General features: G+C 46.3%; 24 protein-coding genes and 3 tRNA genes. 8 read left to right on the top strand and 19 right to left on the bottom strand.

Translation table 11 applies throughout. From position 1 onward, the window contains the following. Positions 1-17 precede the first annotated feature (17 nt). From fabZ to L870_RS0104615, 9 genes are all read right to left on the bottom strand, one after another. Positions 18-461 (bottom strand): 3-hydroxyacyl-ACP dehydratase FabZ, encoded by a 444-nt coding sequence (gene fabZ, locus L870_RS0104655; RefSeq protein ID WP_037271227.1) that lies wholly within the window; start codon positions 459-461, stop codon positions 18-20. Positions 462-466: 5 nt separating this feature from the next. Beyond that, positions 467-1,129, bottom strand: a complete 663-nt coding sequence (locus tag L870_RS0104650) for a hypothetical protein (RefSeq protein WP_028517144.1) — start codon at positions 1,127-1,129, stop codon at positions 467-469. A 4-nt stretch (positions 1,130-1,133) separates the two neighbouring features. Next, positions 1,134-1,709, bottom strand: a complete 576-nt coding sequence (locus tag L870_RS0104645; protein WP_028517143.1) for a DmsC/YnfH family molybdoenzyme membrane anchor subunit — start codon at positions 1,707-1,709, stop codon at positions 1,134-1,136. Beyond that, on the bottom strand, positions 1,709-2,179 hold the full coding sequence (gene accB, locus L870_RS0104640; protein ID WP_028517142.1) for an acetyl-CoA carboxylase biotin carboxyl carrier protein: 471 nt from the start codon (positions 2,177-2,179) through the stop codon (positions 1,709-1,711). Before accB ends, L870_RS0104645 begins: the two co-directional genes overlap by 1 nt. A 12-nt stretch (positions 2,180-2,191) precedes the next feature. Beyond that, positions 2,192-3,448, bottom strand: a complete 1,257-nt coding sequence (gene fabF / locus L870_RS0104635) for a beta-ketoacyl-ACP synthase II (protein WP_028517141.1) — start codon at positions 3,446-3,448, stop codon at positions 2,192-2,194. A gap of 75 nt (positions 3,449-3,523) precedes the next feature. Next, positions 3,524-4,264 (bottom strand): 3-oxoacyl-[acyl-carrier-protein] reductase, encoded by a 741-nt coding sequence (fabG, locus tag L870_RS0104630; RefSeq protein ID WP_028517140.1) that lies wholly within the window; start codon positions 4,262-4,264, stop codon positions 3,524-3,526. Positions 4,265-4,372: 108 nt separating this feature from the next. After that, positions 4,373-4,579, bottom strand: a complete 207-nt coding sequence (locus L870_RS16655) for a DUF4177 domain-containing protein (protein WP_037271224.1) — start codon at positions 4,577-4,579, stop codon at positions 4,373-4,375. Then, positions 4,576-5,502 (bottom strand): enoyl-[acyl-carrier-protein] reductase FabK, encoded by a 927-nt coding sequence (gene fabK, locus L870_RS0104620; protein WP_028517139.1) that lies wholly within the window; start codon positions 5,500-5,502, stop codon positions 4,576-4,578. Before fabK ends, L870_RS16655 begins: the two co-directional genes overlap by 4 nt. 107 nt (positions 5,503-5,609) lie before the next feature. Continuing rightward, complete coding sequence (locus L870_RS0104615; RefSeq protein WP_028517138.1) at positions 5,610-6,596, bottom strand: beta-ketoacyl-ACP synthase III; 987 nt, start codon at positions 6,594-6,596, stop codon at positions 5,610-5,612. 287 nt (positions 6,597-6,883) lie between these two features. Here L870_RS0104615 and fabD point away from each other — a divergent pair, with 287 nt between their 5' ends. The 8 genes from fabD (at position 6,884) to guaB (ending at position 14,494) form a co-directional block, all read left to right on the top strand. After that, entirely contained in the window at positions 6,884-7,792 is a 909-nt protein-coding gene (gene fabD, locus L870_RS0104610; RefSeq protein WP_028517137.1) for an ACP S-malonyltransferase, read from the top strand. Continuing rightward, positions 7,789-8,625 (top strand): shikimate dehydrogenase family protein, encoded by an 837-nt coding sequence (locus tag L870_RS0104605; protein ID WP_028517136.1) that lies wholly within the window; start codon positions 7,789-7,791, stop codon positions 8,623-8,625. Before fabD ends, L870_RS0104605 begins: the two co-directional genes overlap by 4 nt. A 1-nt stretch (position 8,626) precedes the next feature. After that, positions 8,627-9,082 carry a GNAT family N-acetyltransferase gene (locus tag L870_RS0104600; RefSeq protein ID WP_028517135.1) on the top strand — a complete coding sequence of 152 codons (456 nt, stop codon included), beginning with the start codon at positions 8,627-8,629 and terminating at the stop codon, positions 9,080-9,082. Then, the gene (locus tag L870_RS0104595) at positions 9,079-9,966 is read left to right on the top strand and encodes a CE1 family esterase (protein WP_028517134.1); all 888 of its coding nucleotides are present in this window, start codon (positions 9,079-9,081) and stop codon (positions 9,964-9,966) included. The genes L870_RS0104600 and L870_RS0104595 overlap by 4 nt, the downstream gene beginning before the upstream one ends. 13 nt (positions 9,967-9,979) lie before the next feature. Next, positions 9,980-10,477, top strand: coding sequence for a shikimate kinase (locus tag L870_RS0104590; protein WP_028517133.1), 498 nt, complete (start codon positions 9,980-9,982; stop codon positions 10,475-10,477). 7 nt (positions 10,478-10,484) lie between these two features. After that, positions 10,485-11,654 carry an amidohydrolase gene (locus L870_RS0104585; protein ID WP_028517132.1) on the top strand — a complete coding sequence of 390 codons (1,170 nt, stop codon included), beginning with the start codon at positions 10,485-10,487 and terminating at the stop codon, positions 11,652-11,654. A 1-nt stretch (position 11,655) separates the two neighbouring features. Then, a complete protein-coding gene (locus tag L870_RS0104580) occupies positions 11,656-12,864 on the top strand; it encodes a leucine-rich repeat protein (protein WP_028517131.1) in 1,209 nt (402 codons plus the stop codon). Between the two features lie 157 nt (positions 12,865-13,021). Further along, entirely contained in the window at positions 13,022-14,494 is a 1,473-nt protein-coding gene (gene guaB, locus L870_RS0104575; protein WP_028517130.1) for an IMP dehydrogenase, read from the top strand. Positions 14,495-14,623: 129 nt separating this feature from the next. Here the strand turns inward: guaB and L870_RS0104570 are convergent, their stop codons facing one another. The 10 genes from L870_RS0104570 to L870_RS0104525 form a co-directional block, all read right to left on the bottom strand. Next, the gene (locus L870_RS0104570) at positions 14,624-15,292 is read right to left on the bottom strand and encodes a hypothetical protein (RefSeq protein ID WP_028517129.1); all 669 of its coding nucleotides are present in this window, start codon (positions 15,290-15,292) and stop codon (positions 14,624-14,626) included. A gap of 14 nt (positions 15,293-15,306) precedes the next feature. After that, positions 15,307-16,092 (bottom strand): hypothetical protein, encoded by a 786-nt coding sequence (locus tag L870_RS0104565; RefSeq protein WP_028517128.1) that lies wholly within the window; start codon positions 16,090-16,092, stop codon positions 15,307-15,309. A gap of 25 nt (positions 16,093-16,117) precedes the next feature. Continuing rightward, complete coding sequence (locus tag L870_RS0104560; RefSeq protein WP_028517127.1) at positions 16,118-16,804, bottom strand: leucine-rich repeat domain-containing protein; 687 nt, start codon at positions 16,802-16,804, stop codon at positions 16,118-16,120. A 58-nt stretch (positions 16,805-16,862) separates the two neighbouring features. Then, on the bottom strand, positions 16,863-18,686 hold the full coding sequence (typA, locus tag L870_RS0104555; protein WP_028517126.1) for a translational GTPase TypA: 1,824 nt from the start codon (positions 18,684-18,686) through the stop codon (positions 16,863-16,865). A gap of 67 nt (positions 18,687-18,753) precedes the next feature. Beyond that, complete coding sequence (locus L870_RS0104550; protein ID WP_028517125.1) at positions 18,754-19,392, bottom strand: hypothetical protein; 639 nt, start codon at positions 19,390-19,392, stop codon at positions 18,754-18,756. Between the two features lies 1 nt (position 19,393). Continuing rightward, positions 19,394-19,924, bottom strand: coding sequence for a hypothetical protein (locus L870_RS0104545; RefSeq protein WP_028517124.1), 531 nt, complete (start codon positions 19,922-19,924; stop codon positions 19,394-19,396). Positions 19,925-20,088: 164 nt separating this feature from the next. Beyond that, positions 20,089-20,174 (bottom strand) — tRNA-Tyr (locus tag L870_RS0104540). Positions 20,175-20,210: 36 nt separating this feature from the next. Further along, positions 20,211-20,286, bottom strand: a tRNA-Thr gene (locus tag L870_RS0104535). 75 nt (positions 20,287-20,361) lie between these two features. Next, a tRNA-Pro gene (locus L870_RS0104530) sits at positions 20,362-20,438 on the bottom strand. Between the two features lie 169 nt (positions 20,439-20,607). Continuing rightward, positions 20,608-20,880, bottom strand: a complete 273-nt coding sequence (locus tag L870_RS0104525) for a YtxH domain-containing protein (protein ID WP_028517123.1) — start codon at positions 20,878-20,880, stop codon at positions 20,608-20,610. Positions 20,881-20,987 lie beyond the last annotated feature (107 nt).

Genomic DNA, 20,987 nt, shown 5'->3' with positions numbered 1-20,987 from the left:
CTGATCTCCTGTGTCACTTATTTTTTATCTGCAATGATAAATGTTATCTCGCAAGATACAGCCTTTTCACCACCTACTGATGCAACAGCCTTGCCTGTTCCTACAGGACCGCGCTGGCGTATCATCTCAACTTCAATGTCAAGTACGTCACCGGGAACTACCTGTCTGCGGAACTTAGCCTTGTCAATACCGCCAAAAAGTCCTACTTTACCCTTGAATTCGGGCTTTGACAGCAGACATACTGCTCCTGCCTGTGCTATCATCTCAACCATAAGCACACCGGGGGTAACAGGATATCCCGGAAAATGTCCCTTAAACCAGAAATCATCTTCCTTGATGTACTTTCTTGCGTGTACCTTCATGCCTACTTCCAGTTCCAATATCTCATCTATGAGAAGGAAGGGATCGCGATGAGGGATTATTTCCATTATCTGTTCTTTATTCATAAGTATATCAGCCATTTTGATTACTCCTTATTTATATCGTTATCCGCAAGCATACCCATATCATCTTCGGGTTTTATCCTGTATTTCGCAAACGGATCCTCGGGTACCTGCTCTGCACTTTCGGACTGAAGCCCTGCTCCGTAAACAACGCCATCTCCTACTCCGTATACCTCGCCGTCCTTGACAAAGCTCTTGAACGAGCCTACAAGCTGCGCGAAATGGGGATAGCCGATCTCGTTCCTGATGCTGCTGTCCTCCTTATCCATGAAATAGATAACAACGGCATTTGCAGCAGCAAGGGCTATAAACGCAAGGTTTACGGGTACAAGTATGGCAGATATCAGAAGCCCTGCCTTCCAGCTGTACAGCTTGCGTATACCTATAAAGTATATCATCAGAAACAGGTATATGGCTACAAGCAGCCAACAGGGCATGAACGTTCCGCTTGCCATGTATATCAGCGAGCCGTTCCACATTAACATTAAAGCAGTCATTATACCCACAAAGAGAAGTATGGCGTTCATTATCCACAATGCCCAGAAATCGCGGAGAAATCTCCAGCGCTTCTTCTGCATATCAAGCATATGCTGATTGTATTCCTTGAATTCGGTGTACATCTCCGCAGAGGTAATGTTGATGTGAGACTCGTCTATATTGTCCTGTGTTATAAATTTAAGTTCCATAATATCAAAGAAAAGTACCGTCGTGTGGGTGGTCTCTGTTAGCCTTTTCACGTATGCTGTCGTATGTCAGATTAGTTATTCTGTCTGCATCGCTGTTTACGGTAGTTATCAGCAGCCTCGGGAACGAGGGATAGCCAAGCTCTTTTGAAAGCTTGTTCTCTTCGTTGTTGTAATACCAGCCGATTCCGAAATTCGCCACAGGGAATAGCAGAAAAATAAATGATATCAGTATGGCAGGCAGTGACACAAGGCATAGTACATACCTTTCACGACAGTTCTTCATGTATACGAAATAGGTCACCAGTATAAGATAGCCAAAAAATCCCAATGCTGCCAGTGCTATCCGCCAGTCTGGTACATAATCATTGCTATATACCATTATAAGCGAAAACATGAACCAGATAACAAGTACATACTGGGTTATTACCCATGTGTTGAACAATGCGTGTACGCGGCGGCGCCTGACATTGTTCTTCATAGCCTCAATGTTATACAGACGGGCTTCCGCGAACATTTCCGGAGAGGTTATGTTCCTGCCGCCCGAATCTATTACTTCCTGAGTGAGGTACTTGTAATCCATTACTTTATGACCATGATAGGCTGGTCGAATTCTACTGCCTGTCCGTCTGATACGAGTATCTGCTCTACAACGCCGTCATATTCCGACTGTATCTCGTTCATGAGCTTCATTGACTCGATTATCATAATAACATCGCCCTTCTTGACCTCGTCGCCTGTCTTTACGAAAGGCGGCTTATCAGGTGAAGGTGCTGAGTAGAATGTGCCGACTATAGGTGATTTTACTATCTTTCCGCTTACCTCCTCAGCCATTGATGCCTCGCTTGCAGCAAGGGTGCTGTCTATAGAGGCCGGCTGTGCGGGAGCAGCTGCCATCATAGGTACGGACATTGCGGGAACGCTCTTCTTGCCCTTGATAGTAATGGTGTTGTCGCCGCTTGATATAGTAAGCTCCGAGAGCTCCTTCTTATTGATTATGTCTGCCAGTTTTTCTATGGTTTCAAGGTCAAACTGACCGTAGATTTTCTCCATTTAATGTCCTCCTCAATCCTTTACCTTTTTGAAACAGAGAGTTGCATTGTGTCCGCCAAATCCAAGTGAATTTGAAAGCACAGCATTTACCTCCTGTTCAATATTACCGCTTCCGCAGTAATCAAGGTCGCACTCCTCATCAGGCACCTTATAGCCGACTGTTGCGTGGATAAATCCTTCTTCGATGCTCTTTGCGCAGACTACAGCCTCAACTGCTCCTGCTGCACCGAGAAGATGTCCTATCATGGACTTTGTTGAGCTTATCTTTACGTTCTTTGCCTCGTCGCCGAAAGCAAGCTTTATAGCGGCAGTCTCATACTTGTCGTTGAGACCTGTGGAAGTGCCGTGTGCATTTATATAATCTATGTCAGCAGGAGTAAGTCCTGCCTCTTCCATTGCAAGGCTCATGCCCTTGCCTGCGGCTTCGCCGCTGGGCATAGGTGATGTCATGTGGTAGCCGTCACAGGTAGCTCCGTAGCCTGCTACCTCTGCGTATATCTTAGCTCCTCTTGCCTTTGCGTGTTCGTATTCTTCAAGTACCAGTACTGCACTTCCCTCGCCGAGAACGAAGCCGCTGCGCTCCTTGTCGAAAGGTATGGAAGCTCTTGTGAGGTCCTCGCTCTTTGTAAGAGCCTTCATATTTGCAAAGCCGCCGAATGTGAACTCTACTCTTGTGGACTCTGTACCGCCTGCGAGACAAGCATCAAGGTAGCCGTCCTTTATCTTTCTGAATGCTTCACCGATGGAATTTGTTCCTGAAGCGCAGGCTGTGGTCACATCGAAGTTTGCTCCTCTGAAGCCTGTTTTCATGGAGATAGTGCCTGCTGCCATATTGCTTATCATCATGGGAACATAGAATGCAGACATTCTTCCCGGACCTTTTTCGAGATACTTGTTATGCTCTGTAAGTGTAAGGTCTACACCGCCGATGCCAGAACCTACAAGTACGCCCACTCTGTAAGGGTCAATGTCCTTGAAGTCTGTTCCTGCATCTGTAAGAGCCTCGTGTGCAGCAACTACGGCATACTTTGTGAATGTATCCATGCGCTTGGCTTCTTTTTTGTCGAAGCAGCCCTCAACATCATAATACTGCTCTTCATCGAAATCGCGTATTATTCCCGCTATCTTGACACCTATGCGCTCTGTTTCAAACATATCTATATAGGAGATGCCAAGCTTGTTTGCCCTGATGCCCTCCCAGAATTTCTTGACTCCTGTTCCAAGGGGAGTAACTGCCCCAAGTCCTGTGATAACTACTCTTCTGCTCATATTTTTTCCTTTCTTAAACCTCTCTGTACTTAGTGTGATCAGAGCCTGCGCTCCATGCTGCGAATATTAAAGGTCTTACATAGCAAGTCCGCCTGATATCTCGATGACCTGACCCGTAACATAAGAAGCGTTTTCGGATACAAGGAATGATACCACGGAAGCTATTTCCTCGGGTTCACCGTAACGTCTGAGTGCTATGGCTTCTATCATTTTAGCCTTTAACTCTTCGGAAAGCACATCTGTCATGGGTGTATGTATAAATCCGGGAGCTACTGCGTTGCAGGTGATATTGCGCGAACCGAACTCTTTGGCTGTTGTCTTTGTCATACCTATGATAGCTGCCTTTGATGCAGAGTAATTCATCTGTCCGGGATTTCCGTAGAGTCCTGCAACAGAAGCCACATTTACTATCTTTCCGTGTCTCTGCTTCATCATTACAGCTGTCACATTCTTTGTCATATTGAAAACGCTCTTCTGGTTTACAGCAATGACTGCATCGTATTCCTCCTCGCTCATTCTTGCAAGAAGCTTATCCTTTGTGATGCCTGCGTTGTTTACAAGTGCGTCTATTGTTCCGAAATCAGTCTTTATCTGCTTTACCATAGCCTCGCACTGGTCGAATTTTGATACGTCAGCCGCATAGCATTCAGCCTTTACACCGAATGAACGGCACTCCTCAGCAACCGCAAGTGCCTTTTCCTTATCACCGTCGCTTGGATAATGATTTATTACTACGTCAAAACCGTCCTGTGCAAGTCTTTTTGCGATACAGGCACCTATACCCTGTGATGCACCTGTTATAATTGCTGTTGCCATATTGTTTACCTCCGTTTATGGTGTTTTTTGATACTTTTATTTTATCACTTTTTCCGCAGTTTGTTAACGGGAAAAATGTCACTTTTCATAGTTACATATGTAACTTTTTTATTGACAGCAGTATTCAAATATCATGTCATACTCCATCAAAGAGCCGTAGCCGCCCTGCTTTATCGGTATATTTCCCACATACCTGTAGCCCTGAGCCGCCAAATCATCTATCACCTGACGCGGACTGATCTTTCCGTTTTCGCCTTTGTAATAATAGGTGCCGCCGATGCTGCTCCTGATCCTTACATACTTATATCTTATCATAGCTTCAGGAGCTTTTCTGCTCCGTCGTTTATTTCCTTGACTATCTCGGCACACGGCTTTATATCGTTTACCATACCTGAGATAGCTCCGCAAAGGAATGAACCGCTGTCCACATCGCCGTCAACTACAGCTCTGCGGAGTGCACCAAGTGTGAGCTTTTCAAACTCATCGGGAGTAAGAGTACCTTCCTTTTCGCCCATAGCGAGCTTCTTTGCGAACTTTGTCTTGATATTTCTGCAAGGGTGACCTGTATATCTTCCTGTTACGATATTATCGGTATCCTTTGCCTTTATTACAAGGTCCTTGAAGGTAGGGTGTATCTGGCACTCCTCGGAAGCAAGGAAGCGTGTGCCTATCTGAACGCCCACGGCGCCCAGCATGAAGGCTGCTGCCATTCCTCTGCCGTCTGCAATACCGCCTGCTGCGATAACAGGTATCTCAACTGCGTCTACTACCTGAGGCACGAGACACATTGTTGTATTCTCACCGATATGTCCGCCCGACTCTGTTCCCTCAGCGATAACAGCGTCAGCTCCTGCCTTTTCCATTCTCTTTGCAAGTGCTACTGACGGTACAACAGGCATTACCTTTATATCTGCCTCTTTCCATGCAGCCATGTATTTGCCAGGATTGCCCGCGCCTGTTGTTATAACCTTTACGCCCTCATCGATGCAGAGCTGTGCAAGGTCGTCGGCATTGGGGCTCATAAGCATGATATTTACGCCGAAAGGCTTGTTTGTCTTTTCCTTGCAGAGACGTATCTGCTCACGAAGATAGTCGATAGGTGCGCTGCCGCCTGCGATAAGTCCGATACCGCCTGCGTTGGATACTGCGGAAGCGAGTGTATGCTCGGCTACCCAAGCCATACCGCCCTGTATTATGGGGTATTCGCAGCCGAGAAGTTCAGTAATGCGTGTTTTCATAATAGTTCTCCTTTTTGCCTTTGTAGGGGACGGTGTCTCGACGTCCCGTAAATATGATCAAAACTGACGGGCTGTCGAGGACGCCAGCCCCTACACTTAGTTCTTGATCAATACTCAAGTATTATTCCGCCGTAGGTAAGACCTGCTCCGAAGCCTATGAGAGCGATCTTCTGTCCGCGCTTGATAAGTCCCTTTTCTATACCCTCGGAAAGTGCCAGCGGTATGGACGCACTGGAGGTATTCCCGTAGTGGTCAAGGGTGATTATGAATTTATCCATGGATACATCGAGCTTTTTTGCAGCTGTTTCGATTATCCTTATATTTGCCTGATGAGGCACGAACCAGTCTATATCGTCCTTTGTTATGCCGATCTTTTCTGCTGCACTTTCAAACGCCTTAGGCAGAGCCTGTGTTGCAAATTTGTACACCTCTTTGCCGTTCTGCTGGAGCTTGTGCATAGGTGCGTCGGGGAAAGGATCTTCAAAATCGCTCTCTGTTGCCACCTCGGGAGCAGGACTGAGTGATCTTGCAAAGAGATGCTTTGCACCGCCGCCGTCCGAGAAAAGTGCAGACGAGAACAGCTTATCGCTTCTTTCAAGGACTGCTGCTGCCGCACCGTCACCGAACAGTATACAGGTAGTACGGTCACTGAAATCAAGGAAGCGTGAAAGAGCTTCGTTGGCAACTACCAGCACGTATTTAAGCGAGCTGTCTGTCTCAAGGAAACGCCTTGCGGTATCCACGCCGTAAACGAATCCCGTACAGGCTGCACCAAGATCAAAGGCTGCTGCATTCACAGCTCCTATCTCATGCTGTATGACACTTGCCATGCTCGGAGTAAGAAAATCGGAAGTTATAGTGCAGGATATTACCAGACCTATCTGCGAAGGGTCGATGCCTGCTGCTTCTATTGCTTTGAGGGAAGCCTGCTTTCCCATATACCATGTGGGCTCCCAGCCTGCCATAGGACGCTCTGTTATGCCCGTTCTTGTTCTTATCCACTCATCGTTTGTCTCAATAAAACGGGTAAGATCATCGTTTTTCAATTTCTGCTCGGGCACATACCTGCCCATTCCCAAAATGCTGATTCCCATCAAAAAGCTCCTTAGATTCTATAAAAAATTATTTGAACATGGTTGTAAAAACCAAAATTTTGTGTTATAGTAGTAATATCAGTATATAGTCATACAGTCTATCATCTGTACGGACATAATACCACACATAATATATTGTAAAGCATTTTGAGTTTTTTTGCAACGATATTTTGTCACTTTAACACCCCGAAATCAAAATATCGTCATTTCTCACAAATTTACAATATAGCATTCAGATATTTTCACCATTGGTTTGTGTATACCACACAGAAAGGATGTTATCTATTATGACAATTTCACTATTTTCAGGACAGGGCTCGCAGTATGAAGGTATGGGAAAGGATATTGCGGAAGCCATGCCTGAACTGGCGGAAGTCTATGAAACAGGTTCGGCTGTACTTGGCGCTGATCTGAAGGATATATGCTTCAATGCGCCTCTTGATGAGCTTTCAAGAACTATAAACTCTCAGCCTGCTATCATGGCTACTTCTATCGTGTGCCTTAAAGCTGCACAGGCTAAGGGCTTCACATTTGACGGCGTTGCAGGTCACTCTCTCGGTGAATACGCTGCTATGTACGCATCGGGAATGATAACCCTTGAGGACGCTTTCCGCCTTATAAAGGCAAGAGCTGCTGCTATGGAGGAGGCTACGGCTTCCACTAAGGGTGCAATGGCTGCTATAATGAAGATAGCTCCCGAGGAAGTTGAAAGAGTATGCGGCGAGGCTAAGGAATATGTCACCGCTGTAAACTACAACTCCCCTGTACAGACCGTTATCGCAGGCACTCCCGAGGGCATCGCTGAGGTAAGCGCGATATTTGCCGAAATGAAGGCAAGAGTTATCCCTCTCAACGTTGCAGGTGCTTTCCATTCAAAGCTCATGCAGCCTGCTGCGGATAAATTCTACGAAACAGCAAAGACTATCACTTTCAAGGCTCCGCAGGTGAAGTATTACTCAAACCTCACAGGCGGCGAGCTCAATGACTTCTCAGATATGGCTTCAATGCTTGCAAAGCATATCGTTTCCCCTGTACGCTTCACTTCCGAGCTTGCTGCTATGCAGGAGGCAGGTGCGGACAGGTTCGTTGAATTCGGTCCCGGAAGAACTCTCACAGGTCTTGTTAAAAAGACTCTCAAAGATGTAACAGCTGTAAATGTTGAAAATCTCGAAACTCTCGAAGGAGCATTATCATGAATAAATTTGCGCTTATCGGACACCCTCTCGGACACTCCATGTCTCCTCTTATCCACGAAAAACTGTTCGCTCTAAGCGGACTTGACGATACTTCATACGAGCTTATCGACATAGCTCCCGAGGATATGGCAAACAGCCGCGGACTTCTCGAAAGTCTCCGCGGACTCAACGTTACTATCCCTCACAAGCAGGCTGTTATACCGCTTCTGGACGAGCTTGCAGAAAGTGCTCTCCGCTATAACTCCGTAAACTGCATCAGCAACAAGGACGGAAAGCTCACAGGCTACAATACGGACTGTGACGGCTTCCTGCGCTCGGCAGAGAAGCTCCCTATCGGCGGAAATGTTGCTATACTTGGCTGCGGCGGTGTCGGCAGAATGATAGCTATCGAGGTCGCACGTCACGGCGGCAATATAACTCTCGCTGTTATACCTCAGGACTTCAAGAACGCTCAGCTCCTCATGGCTGAGATAATGTCAAAGTGCAGCGGCGCTTCAATAAAGATAGTGGAGATATCGGCACTTGAAGGCAGCTTCGACCTGCTCATAAATGCAACTCCCGTTGGTATGTATCCGAAGGCAGATGCCTGCGCTGTAAGCGATAAGGTCATCGAAAACAGCGGCAGCGTATTCGACGTTATTTATAACCCTATCGAGACACTGCTCATGAAAAAAGCCCGTGCTCTCGGCAAAACAGCTGTAGGCGGAGCTTCAATGCTTGTATATCAGGCTGTAAAGGCTCATGAGATATGGTACGGCGGTCAGTTCGCAGCCGAAGATATCGCTAAGATAATCACCGATGTGGAAAATGCTGTTGAAAGCATGAACAAGTAATATGATAAGACCTGCCAAAGCCCGCGATGCTTCACGAATCGCAGAAATAATCATAACAAATTACCGCGTGAACTTCTATCCTTATTTTCTCAACGACGATTACTACTTCAACGAGCTGAATGTTGTGGATATGGCTTCGGAATATGCAGCCGGATCGGAAGAACTGAAAAATACATGGGTCTATGATGACTGCGGCGTAGTCAAGGGCGTTGTCCGTGTAAAGGGCGATGAGATAGAAAAGCTCTTCGTAGAACCGCAATTTCAGAATATGCGCATCGGTCAGACTCTTCTTAACTATGCTGTAAATGAACTGGGCGCAGCATGGCTGTGGGTCCTTGAATACAATATACGCGCAAAAGCCTTCTATAAGCACCACGGCTTCGAGTTTACAGGTGAGAAAATGATAGAAGATGACAAGGTGCCCCTTTCAAAAATGGCACTGAGTGCAAAAAAATGAAAGTCACAAAAACAGCTGCTTTTCTGCTGGCTGCCGCAATAGTCCTTTCGGGCTGCGAACAGAAAAAGGCTGAAAAGCTTCGGCTTCAGGATATTTCCTGCATAGGCGGAAACAAGTATTCCTGCACATTTGACGGCGTAAAGCATGATTTTATCGCAGATATGCCCCATAATACTGAAAATGCTCCTCTTGTGATAATGCTTCACGGCTATGGAGACTCGGCGGAAGGCTTCCGGAACAGTATCCGTTTTGAAGAAAAAGCCAATCCCCTCGGATATGCCGTGGTATATGTTACGGGAGCACCTTCCCCGAGAGACAAAACCTCTGCAAACGGCTGGAATTCGGCTGCTGTCCCATTCGACAACAAGGATACGGAATTTCTTGTATCACTGGCTGAATATCTGCAAAATAAGTATTCCCTCGACAAAGACAGGATATACGCCGCAGGCTTCAGCAACGGTGCGTGTATGATGCATACCCTTGCCGAAAAGGCGGACGGCACCTTCTCTGCACTTGCCTGTGTTGCAGGATATATGCAGAAGAGCATATGGGATAAGCGGAAAGGCTCGGATATAAGCTTTTTCCAGCTTACAGGCGAAAATGATGATTTTGTTCCGAAGGAATGGGACGGTACTGCCGAGACTAATCCCGCACCGTCCATAGAAAAGGTCATGGAGCACAGAATAAGCTCCATAAATGCCGATTTGTCTGAGTCCCACGAAGTCGGCAACGGTTCGGTGCTGAACATATACGAAAATCCTAAAACTCACAGACAGATCCGGGAGCTTACTGTAAAGGGCGGCGGTCATTCGTGGTATTCCGAAAAATACAACAGATTCGATACGAATGAACTGATACTTGATTTCTTTGAGACTCAAAAGTAAAAAGGAGTAAAATATGACTGTATTCTTATGCGGCTTTATGGGCTGCGGAAAATCAACTATAGGCAAGCTTGCAGCTAAAAAACTGGGCTGCGGCTTCTGCGACACCGATGACATAATCGTAAGAACTCTCGAAATGACTATCCCCGAGATATTTGAGAAAAAAGGCGAACCATTCTTCCGTCAGACAGAGGCGGAGATAGTGAAGTCACTCTGCGGCAAGACTACTGTTGCAGCCTGCGGCGGCGGTGCTATGCTCAATCCCGATACTGCAAAGGCAGCAAAGGATTCGGGCTCGGCTGTTATCTTCCTCGATGTTCCTTTCGAGACCTGCTATCAGCGCATCAAGGACGATACTAACCGTCCTATCGTTGTAAAGTCTACAAAGGAAGAGCTTGAGGCACTTTATAATTCTCGCAGAGATATCTACCTCAAACACTGCACAGCAAGGATAGACTGCACGGGCAGCCCCGTTGAAAACACAGACAGGATCGTTGAAGTCCTGAGAAAGTGAGCATACCATGCTTATCTACAATGCTGAGATACACACCCTTGACTCCCGCGGAGTCATCGAAAACGGCTGGATAGAAACCGAAAACAGCAAGATAAAGGCTATAGGCGAGGGGGCTCCCGAGGAGATACCCGAGGGCAGCATCAATGCTCAGGGCGGTCTGCTCATGCCCGGCTTTATCGACGCTCATACTCACCTCGGTATAATTGAGGACGGCCTCGACTTTGAGGGCGATGACTGCAACGAGTCCACAGACCCGTTCACCCCTCAGATGAGAGCTATCGACGGCATCAACCCTTTCGACCGCTGCTTTGAGGAAGCACGTATGCGCGGCATAACCGCTGCGGCTTCAAGCCCCGGAAGTGCAAACCCCTGCGGCGGCGAGATAGCTGCCATAAAGACAAACGGCAGGCGCGTAGACAATATGCTCATAAAGAAGTGCGGCATCAAGTTCGCTCTGGGTGAAAATCCCAAGAATGTGTACAACGGACGGGAAGAAACTCCCATTACACGCATGGCGATAACCGCTCTTATACGCGAGGGACTCTACAAGGCTCGCCGCTATGTTCACGATATGGACAGCTATTACTCCGACAGCGAGAACTACGATCCCCCTGAGTACGATATCAAATGCGAGGCTCTCATGCCACTGCTGGAACGTAAGATAAAGGCTTTCTTCCACTGTCACCGCGCAGACGATATCTGCACGGCTATGCGCATAGCTTCGGAATTTGCACTTGACCCCGTTATCATACACGGAACCGAGGGTCACAAGATAGCCGATATCATTGCTGAGGAAAAAGTCCCTGTGATATGTGGTCCTCTCATGTGTGACCGCTGCAAGCCCGAAATGCGCGGACTTGAACTGAAAAACGCTGCGGTGCTCCACGAAAACGGAGTAAAGATAGCCATATGCACAGATCATACAGTTACCCCTATACAGTACCTCCCTCTTTCGGCTCAGGCAGCTGTAAAGGGCGGTCTCAGCTTCGATGAGGCTGTAAAGACTATTACCCTGTACCCTGCTGAGATACTGGGTATAGACGATGTCACAGGCTCACTCATTGAGGATAAGGACGCTGACTTGCAGCTCTACCGCAAGGGCGATAATCCCCTCGACCTTATGTGCGAACCGGTTCTCGTAATGGTAAGCGGCGAGATATGCCGCAGGGAGGTATAAAATGAAAAGGCAGATCTCTGCTATAGCTGCCGTTGCTGTTATTATCAGCGCAGCCTTTTCGGCTGCTCCCGTATGCGCCGAAAATATATACGAAGGCTTCAAGCTCAGCTATACAATAAGCAATAAGGAGGTCAGCGTCACGGGCTGTACAGGAAATGATGTATTGCTCCAGATACCCTCCGAGATAGAAGGCTGTCCCGTTACTTCAATTGCCGAAAACGCTTTTTCGGGCAATGAGAATATAACCGTATGCATGATACCCGACAGTGTAAAGACTATAGGTGCAAGAGCTTTCAGTGCCTGCACTGAGCTTACTACAATAACTCTCGGAAGCAGCGTTGCAAAAATAGGCGATTACGCCTTTACTGCCTGCCCGTCGCTCCTGTATATCGACGTGAGCAAGAAAAATCCAACCTACAGCAATATAAACGGCTGTCTTTACGAAAACAGCGATACTCTCCTGCTTTATGCAGGCGACAAGGACGCTGAGATATACGAAAAGACTACTGTCATTCGCAAGGGAGCTTTCTTCGGCAAGGCTGATATCACTTCCGTGACTCTGCCAAACACTGTAAAAACTATAGATGACCACGCCTTTTCGGGCTGTCTTTCACTGAAAAAAATAACTATCCCCGACTCTGTGACAAAACTGGGAAAAGGCTGCTTTATGAGCTGTAATGCCATGCAAAGCGTCATATTCGGCAAGTCCGTGACGGAGATACCCGAAAACTGCTTTTATTGCTGCACCGCTCTGAGTGATATATCAATTCCCGATAATATCACATCTATAGGCGACAGAGCCTTTTACTGCTGTGCGGATATCAGCGGTATATATATCCCGCCCACCGTTAAATCTATCGGAACAGACGCTGTCGGAAAAAAATACATTTCCCTGAACTCTGACGCTATAAATATCTCAGGATTTCAGCTAAGAGGAGAAAAAGGCTCGGCTGCGGAGAAATATGCTTCGGAGCAGGAAATATCTTTCCTTACGGGTAAGGATACCAGAGGAGATGTGAACGGCGACGGCAAGATCGACTCTGTAGACGCTTCCGCTGTACTTGCCGAGTATGCTCTGCTCTCATCGGGCAAAAAAGGAAAATTTACCGAGGAACAGTCAAAGGCTGCGGACTGGAACAGCGACGGAAATATTGATTCCGTGGACGCTTCCGCTATTCTTGCCGAGTACGCAAGAGTGCAGACGCTTTAACACTTGGTTACTTTAATATATCAAATTGCTTTTTTCGCCAAAACCCGACCATATTTGACCATAAATTTTTCACGTTCATAAACCGTCCAAACTATTGACAGAAGCCGCGAAAAATAGTATCATTAAAGTTAATATCAATGCAAGGAGGAATTTTATTATGCTGACCGACATGAACAGCAAATTTCAGAAGGAAGGTCTTACCTTCGATGATGTGCTGCTGATACCCGCTGAATCAAATGTTACTCCCAACATGATCCAGATCGGTACACAGCTCACAAAAACTGTCCGTCTCAATACTCCGATTATGACCGCAGCTATGGACACAGTTACAGATTCTCGTATGGCTATCGCTATCGCTCGTGAGGGTGGTATCGGTATTATCCACAAGAATATGTCCATCGAACAGCAGGCAGAAGAAGTGGACAAGGTAAAGAGAAGTGAAAACGGCGTTATCGTAAATCCCTTCTCCCTTACCGAGGATCACATCGTTGCCGATGCAGACGAGCTTATGGGTAAATTCAAGATCTCAGGCGTTCCGATCGTTGACGGAAACGGCAAGCTCGTTGGTATCATTACTAACAGAGATATGCGATTCCTTACAGACTTCACCGCTAAGATCTCAGAGGTAATGACTAAGGACAACCTTATCACAGCTCCCGTAGGTACTACTCTGGAGCAGGCTCAGGAAATTCTCCGTGCACATAAGATCGAAAAGCTCCCGCTCGTTGATGAGGCTGGTATCCTCAAGGGACTTATCACCATAAAGGATATCGAAAAGTCAGTTCAGTATCCTAATTCAGCCCGTGACAGCAAGGGCAGACTTCTCTGCGGCGCTGCTATCGGCGTTACAGCTAATGTACTCGAAAGAGCTAAGGCTCTTATTGACGCTCAGGCTGACGTTCTCGTTCTTGACTCGGCTCACGGTCACAGCGCAAACATCATCAAGTGCCTGAAGATGGTCAAGGAAGCTTATCCCGATATCCCTGTTATCGCAGGTAATATCGCTACTGCTGAGGCTGCTGAGGCTCTTATCGCAGCAGGTGCAGACTGCCTCAAGGTTGGTATCGGCCCGGGCTCTATCTGTACTACCCGTGTAGTTGCTGGTATCGGTGTTCCGCAGATCACTGCTGTTTATGACGTAGCCTGTGTTGCTCAGAAGTACGGTATCCCTGTTATTGCCGACGGCGGTATCAAGTACTCCGGTGATATCGTTAAGGCTCTCGCAGCAGGAGCTAACGTTGTTATGCTCGGCTCACTCCTTGCAGGCTGTGCAGAAGCTCCAGGTGAAACAGAGATCTATCAGGGTCGTCAGTTCAAGGTATACAGAGGTATGGGAAGCCTCGGCGCTATGGCTAACGGCTCTAAGGACAGATATTTCCAGGAAGGTGCAAAGAAGCTCGTTCCTGAGGGCGTTGAAGGTCGTGTACCTTTCAAGGGTCCTGTTGCTGATACTATCTTCCAGCTTGTGGGCGGTATCCGTTCAGGTATGGGCTACTGCGGCTGTGTGGATATCCCGACTCTCCACGAAAAGGCTAAGTTCATTCGTATCACAGGCGCTGGCCTTAAAGAGAGCCATCCACATGATATATATATCACTAAGGAAGCTCCTAACTATTCAACTCAGATATAACAGCAAAGGCGGACTTGATGTCCGCCTTTTTCATCTGTTAGCCTTTATAGGGGACGGCGAGGACGCCGTCCCCTATAATTACATATTCCAAATGAAAAAGGACGGCATATGCCGTCCCTTTGCTTTTTATCAGAATATGACATAGGGCTTGCCGTCTATGGTATAGACCGCTACCTGTATTTCGTCCATATTGTTTTCGCTCAGTCTTGCTGCCAGTGAAAGCTGTCCGCCGTCGCCCTTTTCGTAAAGGCAGTTTACCTTGAACACCTTTTTGCTTGTTGGCTTTAAGTCAGGTGCCGCCTTTGCAAGCAGCGAATCATAATAGCTTATATTTTCATCGCTTGAGGCATCATCATCAATTGTGACTGCCGTGAACTTGTAATCATCTTTGACAAGAGTATCCTTTATATAGTCATACTCAGCATCAAGGTATTCCTGTTCGTCCGAGCCGTCAAGCTTGTATTTGAGCACATCGGGCTGAACACTGCTCTCCAGATACTCCACGCTCTTTTCGGATATCGAATAGTAGAATTCAGCTACCTTCGCAGCCTCTGCATCTGTGGCAAATGTCTTGCGGAAAGTTATCATCAGCGGCACATCTGAAGTATCGGGCTTCAGCTCTGTTTCGGCATAGTCAGTATAATCACCGTCGTCAGCGCTTACTGCTGCCATATTATGATCCTGATGAGCACCTGCATTCTTTTCTTCGCTTTTCTTTTCACTGCTGCACGATACAGCTGTAAACGATATCGTCACAGCTGCTATCAAAGCTGCTGCCCTTGTGATAAACCTATACATTAAAAAGTCGCCTCTTATCCAAATGTATAATATCTGCCGTCTTTCTGAGCAAAGACTATTTCGTATCCGCTTACTATCATAGTCTCTTTTCCTGTGGAATCCTGACCCATTACATAGAAGCAGGCATCAACGATACCGTCGCTTTCGCTCTTTACCTGATCGTAATATGCCTTGCCGAATACGTCGTCAAGTGATTTGAAGTAATTATCAAGGTTGTCTACGCCCTCTGTATACTGCTCGGGCTTTTCAACTCTGATACGTGTTATCTTATAGTCGCCGTTCATAAGCTTTGCAAGGCTTGAGCACTGCTTAGCAAATGAAGTCTTGAGGTCATAATTATAATCCTTCTGGAGAAATGCTCCCATTTCATCAATATAGCTCGGGAACACACAGCTTGTATACTTAGTATAGTCAGCTGAAGGGAATGAAAGGAAATACTGCTCAAGTGTGAGCATGAGGTTGCTTGAGAAATCTTCGTCGTTAAAGTACATCTTCACGCCGTTGCTGCTGACATAATATGGTCCTAAATTAGCTTCTTCGGAGTCCTCGGCAGGTGTGACCTTATCTCCGAGAGTTCCAAGCTTAGGTGCTTCGGTGGCTACTTCTGCATTCTGGATCTTTTCCATTACCTTGTTGAAGTAAGCTTCCTGATCGAAGTTTTCTCCCGAAAGCTCGCTGCCGCCGACTGACGGAGCAGTTGTTTCCTCGACCTTGATCTGATCTTTCTTTCCGCAGCCTGTAAAGCACTGGAGTGCAGCTGCAACAGCTAAAACTGCTGCTGTAAGTTTCATGTTTTTCATGGTTTTCCTCCCAGTAAAAAATAATTTAGTATATGGTGTATTTTCCCATTGCACTCGCCCACTCGGCAGCTGCCGAGTCCTCAGGTGCAGATATCACCAAATTCGGAAGTTCATCCAATCCCCAGTTCTCATATTTAAGTTCGCGGCTCAGCACCGTCATTTGAGAAAGAGCAATACAGCCTGCAAAAGCGCCGTCATGTATGCTCTGTACTCCCTCAGGTATAGTTATTTCCTCAATAGATGTACAGCCTGCAAAAGCTCCTCTTTCTATTGTGGTAAGCCCTGTGGGTAAATTTATCTCTTTAAGCGAGGTGCAGTCGATAAACGCGCCTTCTCCGACAGTCTGAATGCTTTCGGGAAGAGCCGCCGAGGTGATATTCTCATTGGCTTCAAATGCAAAGAAGCCTATCTCTCTTACGGGAGTACCATCTATCTCGGCAGGTATCTCTACCGCTGTATCCTTGCCTTTATACTTTGTTATGATGACTCCGCCCTCATATATCTCATAATCATAATTATCAGATGAAACTATATTACGCTCACGTACAGTGGCAAGCTGCGCATAGGAGCCTGCTTCTGTAGTCTCTTCACCGGCGGTGGAAGTCGTTTCTTTCTCTGTGGGCTTTTCAGTGCTGCCCTTGACTTTATCTCCGCACCCTGTCAGAGTTATCAATACAGCTGATAAAAGCGATGTCATAATAAGCTTTTTCATATTATAACCTCAAATTCTGCAAATTATATGGTTTATATGTGTTGATTCTGTGAAAAAATCAAGCTTTTTTACTTCTGTCCTTAGCTCTCTGTGTATTGCTGAGGACTCTCTTTCTGATTCTGAGCGACTCGGGAGTTACTTCAAGGAGCTCGTCATCAGCAAGGAATTCAAGACAATCCTCAAGGCTGAGAACTCTCGGAGGTACAAGTCTGAGAGCGTCATCGCTTCCGCTTGCACGTGTATTTGTAAGATGCTTTTTCTTGCAGACGTTTACAACAAGATCCTCTGTCTTAGGTGAAGCACCTACGATCATGCCCTCATATACAGGAGTACCCGATGTGATAAAGAGCTGTCCGCGCTCCTGTGCGTTGTAAAGACCGTATGTTACAGCCTCGCCTGTCTCGAAGGATACAAGAGAGCCTGTGTTTCTGCGCTCGATATCGCCCTTGTACGGCTGATAGCCGTCGAATACGTGGCTCATGATGCCCTCGCCCTTTGTATCAGTGAGGAATTCGCTCTTATAGCCGAAAAGTCCTCTTGCAGGGATAAGAAACTCGATACGCATACGGCTTCCCTGCGGGTGCATATCAACCATATCGCCCTTACGTGCGCCTATCTTCTCCATTACAGAGCCAACGCAGTCCTCGGGAACGTCGATAACGAGGCGCTCGATTGGCTCAAGCTTTCTGCCGTTCTCGTCCTGCTTGAAGAGTACACGCGGAGTCGATACTCCCAGCTCATAGCCCTCACGGCGCATATTCTCGATGAGGATAGACAGGTGCATCTCACCTCTGCCTGCTACGCGGAATGCGTCTGTAGACTCTGTTTCCTCAACACGGAGAGAAACATCCTTGAGAAGCTCCTTGAAAAGTCTCTCACGGAGCTGACGGGAAGTAACGAATTTGCCCTCGCGTCCTGCAAAGGGGCTGTCGTTTACGGAGAATGTCATTTCAACTGTAGGCTCGCTGATCTTTACGAACGGGAGCGGATCAGGAGCATCTGTTGCACATATAGTATCGCCGATAGTGATGTTCTCGATACCCGATATCCATACGATATCGCCCATCTGTGCTTCCTGAACCGGAACACGGTTGAGTCCCTGTATCTGGAGAAGTGAAACTATCTTGGCATTGTAGTTCTTCTTTGAACCTGTATAATCACAGACTGTTACCTGCTGGTTTACACCTATCTTACCTCTTACGATACGTCCGATACCGATACGTCCTACGTATTCGTTATAGTCGATAGAGGAAATGAGCATCTGGAGAGGATCATTCTCCTCGCCCTTCGGAGGCTCGATGTAGTTGATGATAGTATCGAAAAGAGGCTTCAGGTCTGTACCTGCCTCATACTGGCTGAGTGAAGCTGTACCGCTTCTGCCCGAACAGAAAAGGAGCGGGCTTTCGAGCTGTTCCTCGTTTGCGTCAAGATCAAGGAGAAGCTCGAGAACTTCGTCGCCTATCTCGTCAAGACGAGCGTCAGGACGGTCTATCTTGTTTACGACTACGATTATCTTGTGACCCATTTCGAGAGCCTTTGAAAGTACGAAACGTGTCTGGGGCATAGGGCCTTCTGCTGCATCAACAAGCAGGAGTACGCCGTCAACCATTTCAAGTACACGCTCTACCTCGCCGCCGAAGTCAGCATGGCCCGGGGTGTCGATAATGTTGATCTTGGTACCGTTGTACATTACTGAGGTATTCTTCGCAAGGATAGTGATACCTCTTTCCCTCTCGATGTCGTTTGAGTCCATTACACGCTCGGCAACTTCTTGATTTTCACGGAACACGCCGCCCTGCTTGAGCATTTCGTCAACAAGGGTAGTCTTACCGTGGTCAACGTGAGCGATAATGGCGATGTTTCTTAAATCTTCTCTTATCATATTTTCTTTCCTCCAAGTTATATTTAACTTTGAACTTTCTTTATATGCAAACGGCTTTCACCGATTTTTACATAAGATATTCCAGACGCGAACGGAGCTGGTCCATATTCGTGAATGTCTGTGGGATATAAAGTGTTTTCTTACGTGTTGGAACAAAAGTGGAGCTCTTATTCACAACAGTAAGCTGTGCCTTTACTGTAAGGAACTCCTTGCCCTCACTGATGGAAAATACCTTGTCTATAACGCTTCCGCTGTATTCAGCCACCCGTCTGTTGCAGACGAATTCATCTACATAAGAAGATGTGGGGAGCTTTTTCAGATTTTTCATAATGCGGTTCATACGCGCAAGACCGCTGTCCAGAAGTATGCTGTACTGCTCACCGAAAAGCGTATCATTTGTACAGGCTTTTGCAATATCTATCTGAAACACTTCATTTTCATCAATAACATAAGCCATGAAATAGCCTGCATTCTTTGTTTTTCTTATTATCCTCAGAATCAGCAGAAGCACGATCAGCAGAGGTATCAGAAACAGAATGAAGCCTGCTTTTATACCGCTGTCGGAAAGAGCGATAAAGCCATATGCCACCAGTCCAAAAAACAATATAAGTACCGAAAGTATTATTGTAACGCCTGTTCCCGCGGACATCTTACTCTGATATGTAGTGTGAAGTCTGTCTGCGTCATCTATCCTGCATACTGTCATATTACTTCTCCCTGAACTTACGGCCAAGCTTGCTGTGAAGCAAAGCTCTCATCTCTTCTGCTGTGCCTTCTGTTATCTCGCTGTGATCGAACACGATATAGCCCGTACCTTCGATCAGTATGACGAAAAATCCGTCTTTTTCCGCTGCATTTGCAAGGCGGACATATTTATATGTACTGTTGGTATTTGAGACCGATGTGCTGGAATTGAGGACGATATCTTCCTCCTCAAAAGAGACCTTCAGCTTATAATCGGGATTTTTTGCAGTGAATTTATTAAAGCTGACAGCAGGATTTGACTTCCTTGTCCTGTGTACATATATGGCAAACACGAAGAATATAGTTGTAAGGCATATTATCATCACAGGATCGGCCTTATGATCTTTAAGTGCGACCAGTATTGTAAGCAAAGCCACAAAAACGAATGCAGCTCCGCATAATACAGTGAACTTCTTTATTCTGTTATACAAAGGCGAATTGTTTACAAGTGCGGAATAATGCCTTATATCAAAATCTTTTACCTCGATCTTCATAGCGACTTCTCCTACATTCCTTATAAAATTCTTAACACAGAAACTGCGTTTCCGTACAATTTCTCTTTTTTTTCAGGCATAAAAAAGCCCTTGCAGAGGATTTGCAAGGTCAGTGCGGCGGATAGTCGGAAACAAAAACAGCCCCGAATTTTTCGGGGCGTTTCTGGTGGGAGAGGATGGATTCGGACCATCGAAGCTGAAAAGCAACAGATTTACAGTCTGCCCCCTTTGGCCACTCGGGAACTCTCCCATTGATTAGATTGTTTTTTGCATCAAGGCAAAATAATGGAGCTGGTGGACGGACTCGAACCCCCGACCTGCTGATTACAAATCAGCTGCTCTACCAACTGAGCTACACCAGCGTTTAACGCTTAATTATTATATCACATTTCTTTCGAGTTGTCAAGACCTTTTTTTGAATTTTTTCAAAAAATTTCTGGTCGAGGCGACAGGACTCGAACCTGCGGCATCTTGCTCCCAAAGCAAGCACTCTACCAAACTGAGTTACGCCTCGAAACTCATAAAGCTGTACCCGTGATAAACAGCTTTTATATTATATCAAAGCAATGTCAAGTTGTCAATACAAAATTTCAGTTTTTGTATAACTGCACAATATTCAACATTATTCTACGCGTTAATTGTTCAGGTGACAAAAAAGGGAGCTTTAAGCTCCCTCAAAGTCATTAGTCCTTGATATCGTCAACGATGTCTTCAGCAGCATCCTTGATATCATCTGCAATATCTTCTGCCTTGTCCTTTATCTCCTCAGCAGCGTCCTTTACATCATCGCTGATTTCGAAGTCGATGCTCTCGTCTGTATCAAAATTATCGAAATCATCGTAATCATCGTCATCATAATCTGAATCTGAGGGCTTATCCTTGAGAACCTGTGATGCGATATAACCTACTACAGATATTGCACCAATACCTAAAATAGCACCTAAAAACTTATTCATTTTATTTTCCTCTTTTCTCCGCAAGAAATAGTACTTACCGAACCGCTTGCGATCGGATTACGATAATCTATAAATTATTATAACATACTTTTTTTCCAATTTCAACT

The organism is Ruminococcus flavefaciens ATCC 19208 (assembly GCF_000518765.1).
Taxonomy (GTDB): domain Bacteria; phylum Bacillota; class Clostridia; order Oscillospirales; family Ruminococcaceae; genus Ruminococcus; species Ruminococcus flavefaciens.
This window is presented reverse-complemented; position numbering and strand designations above follow the sequence as displayed.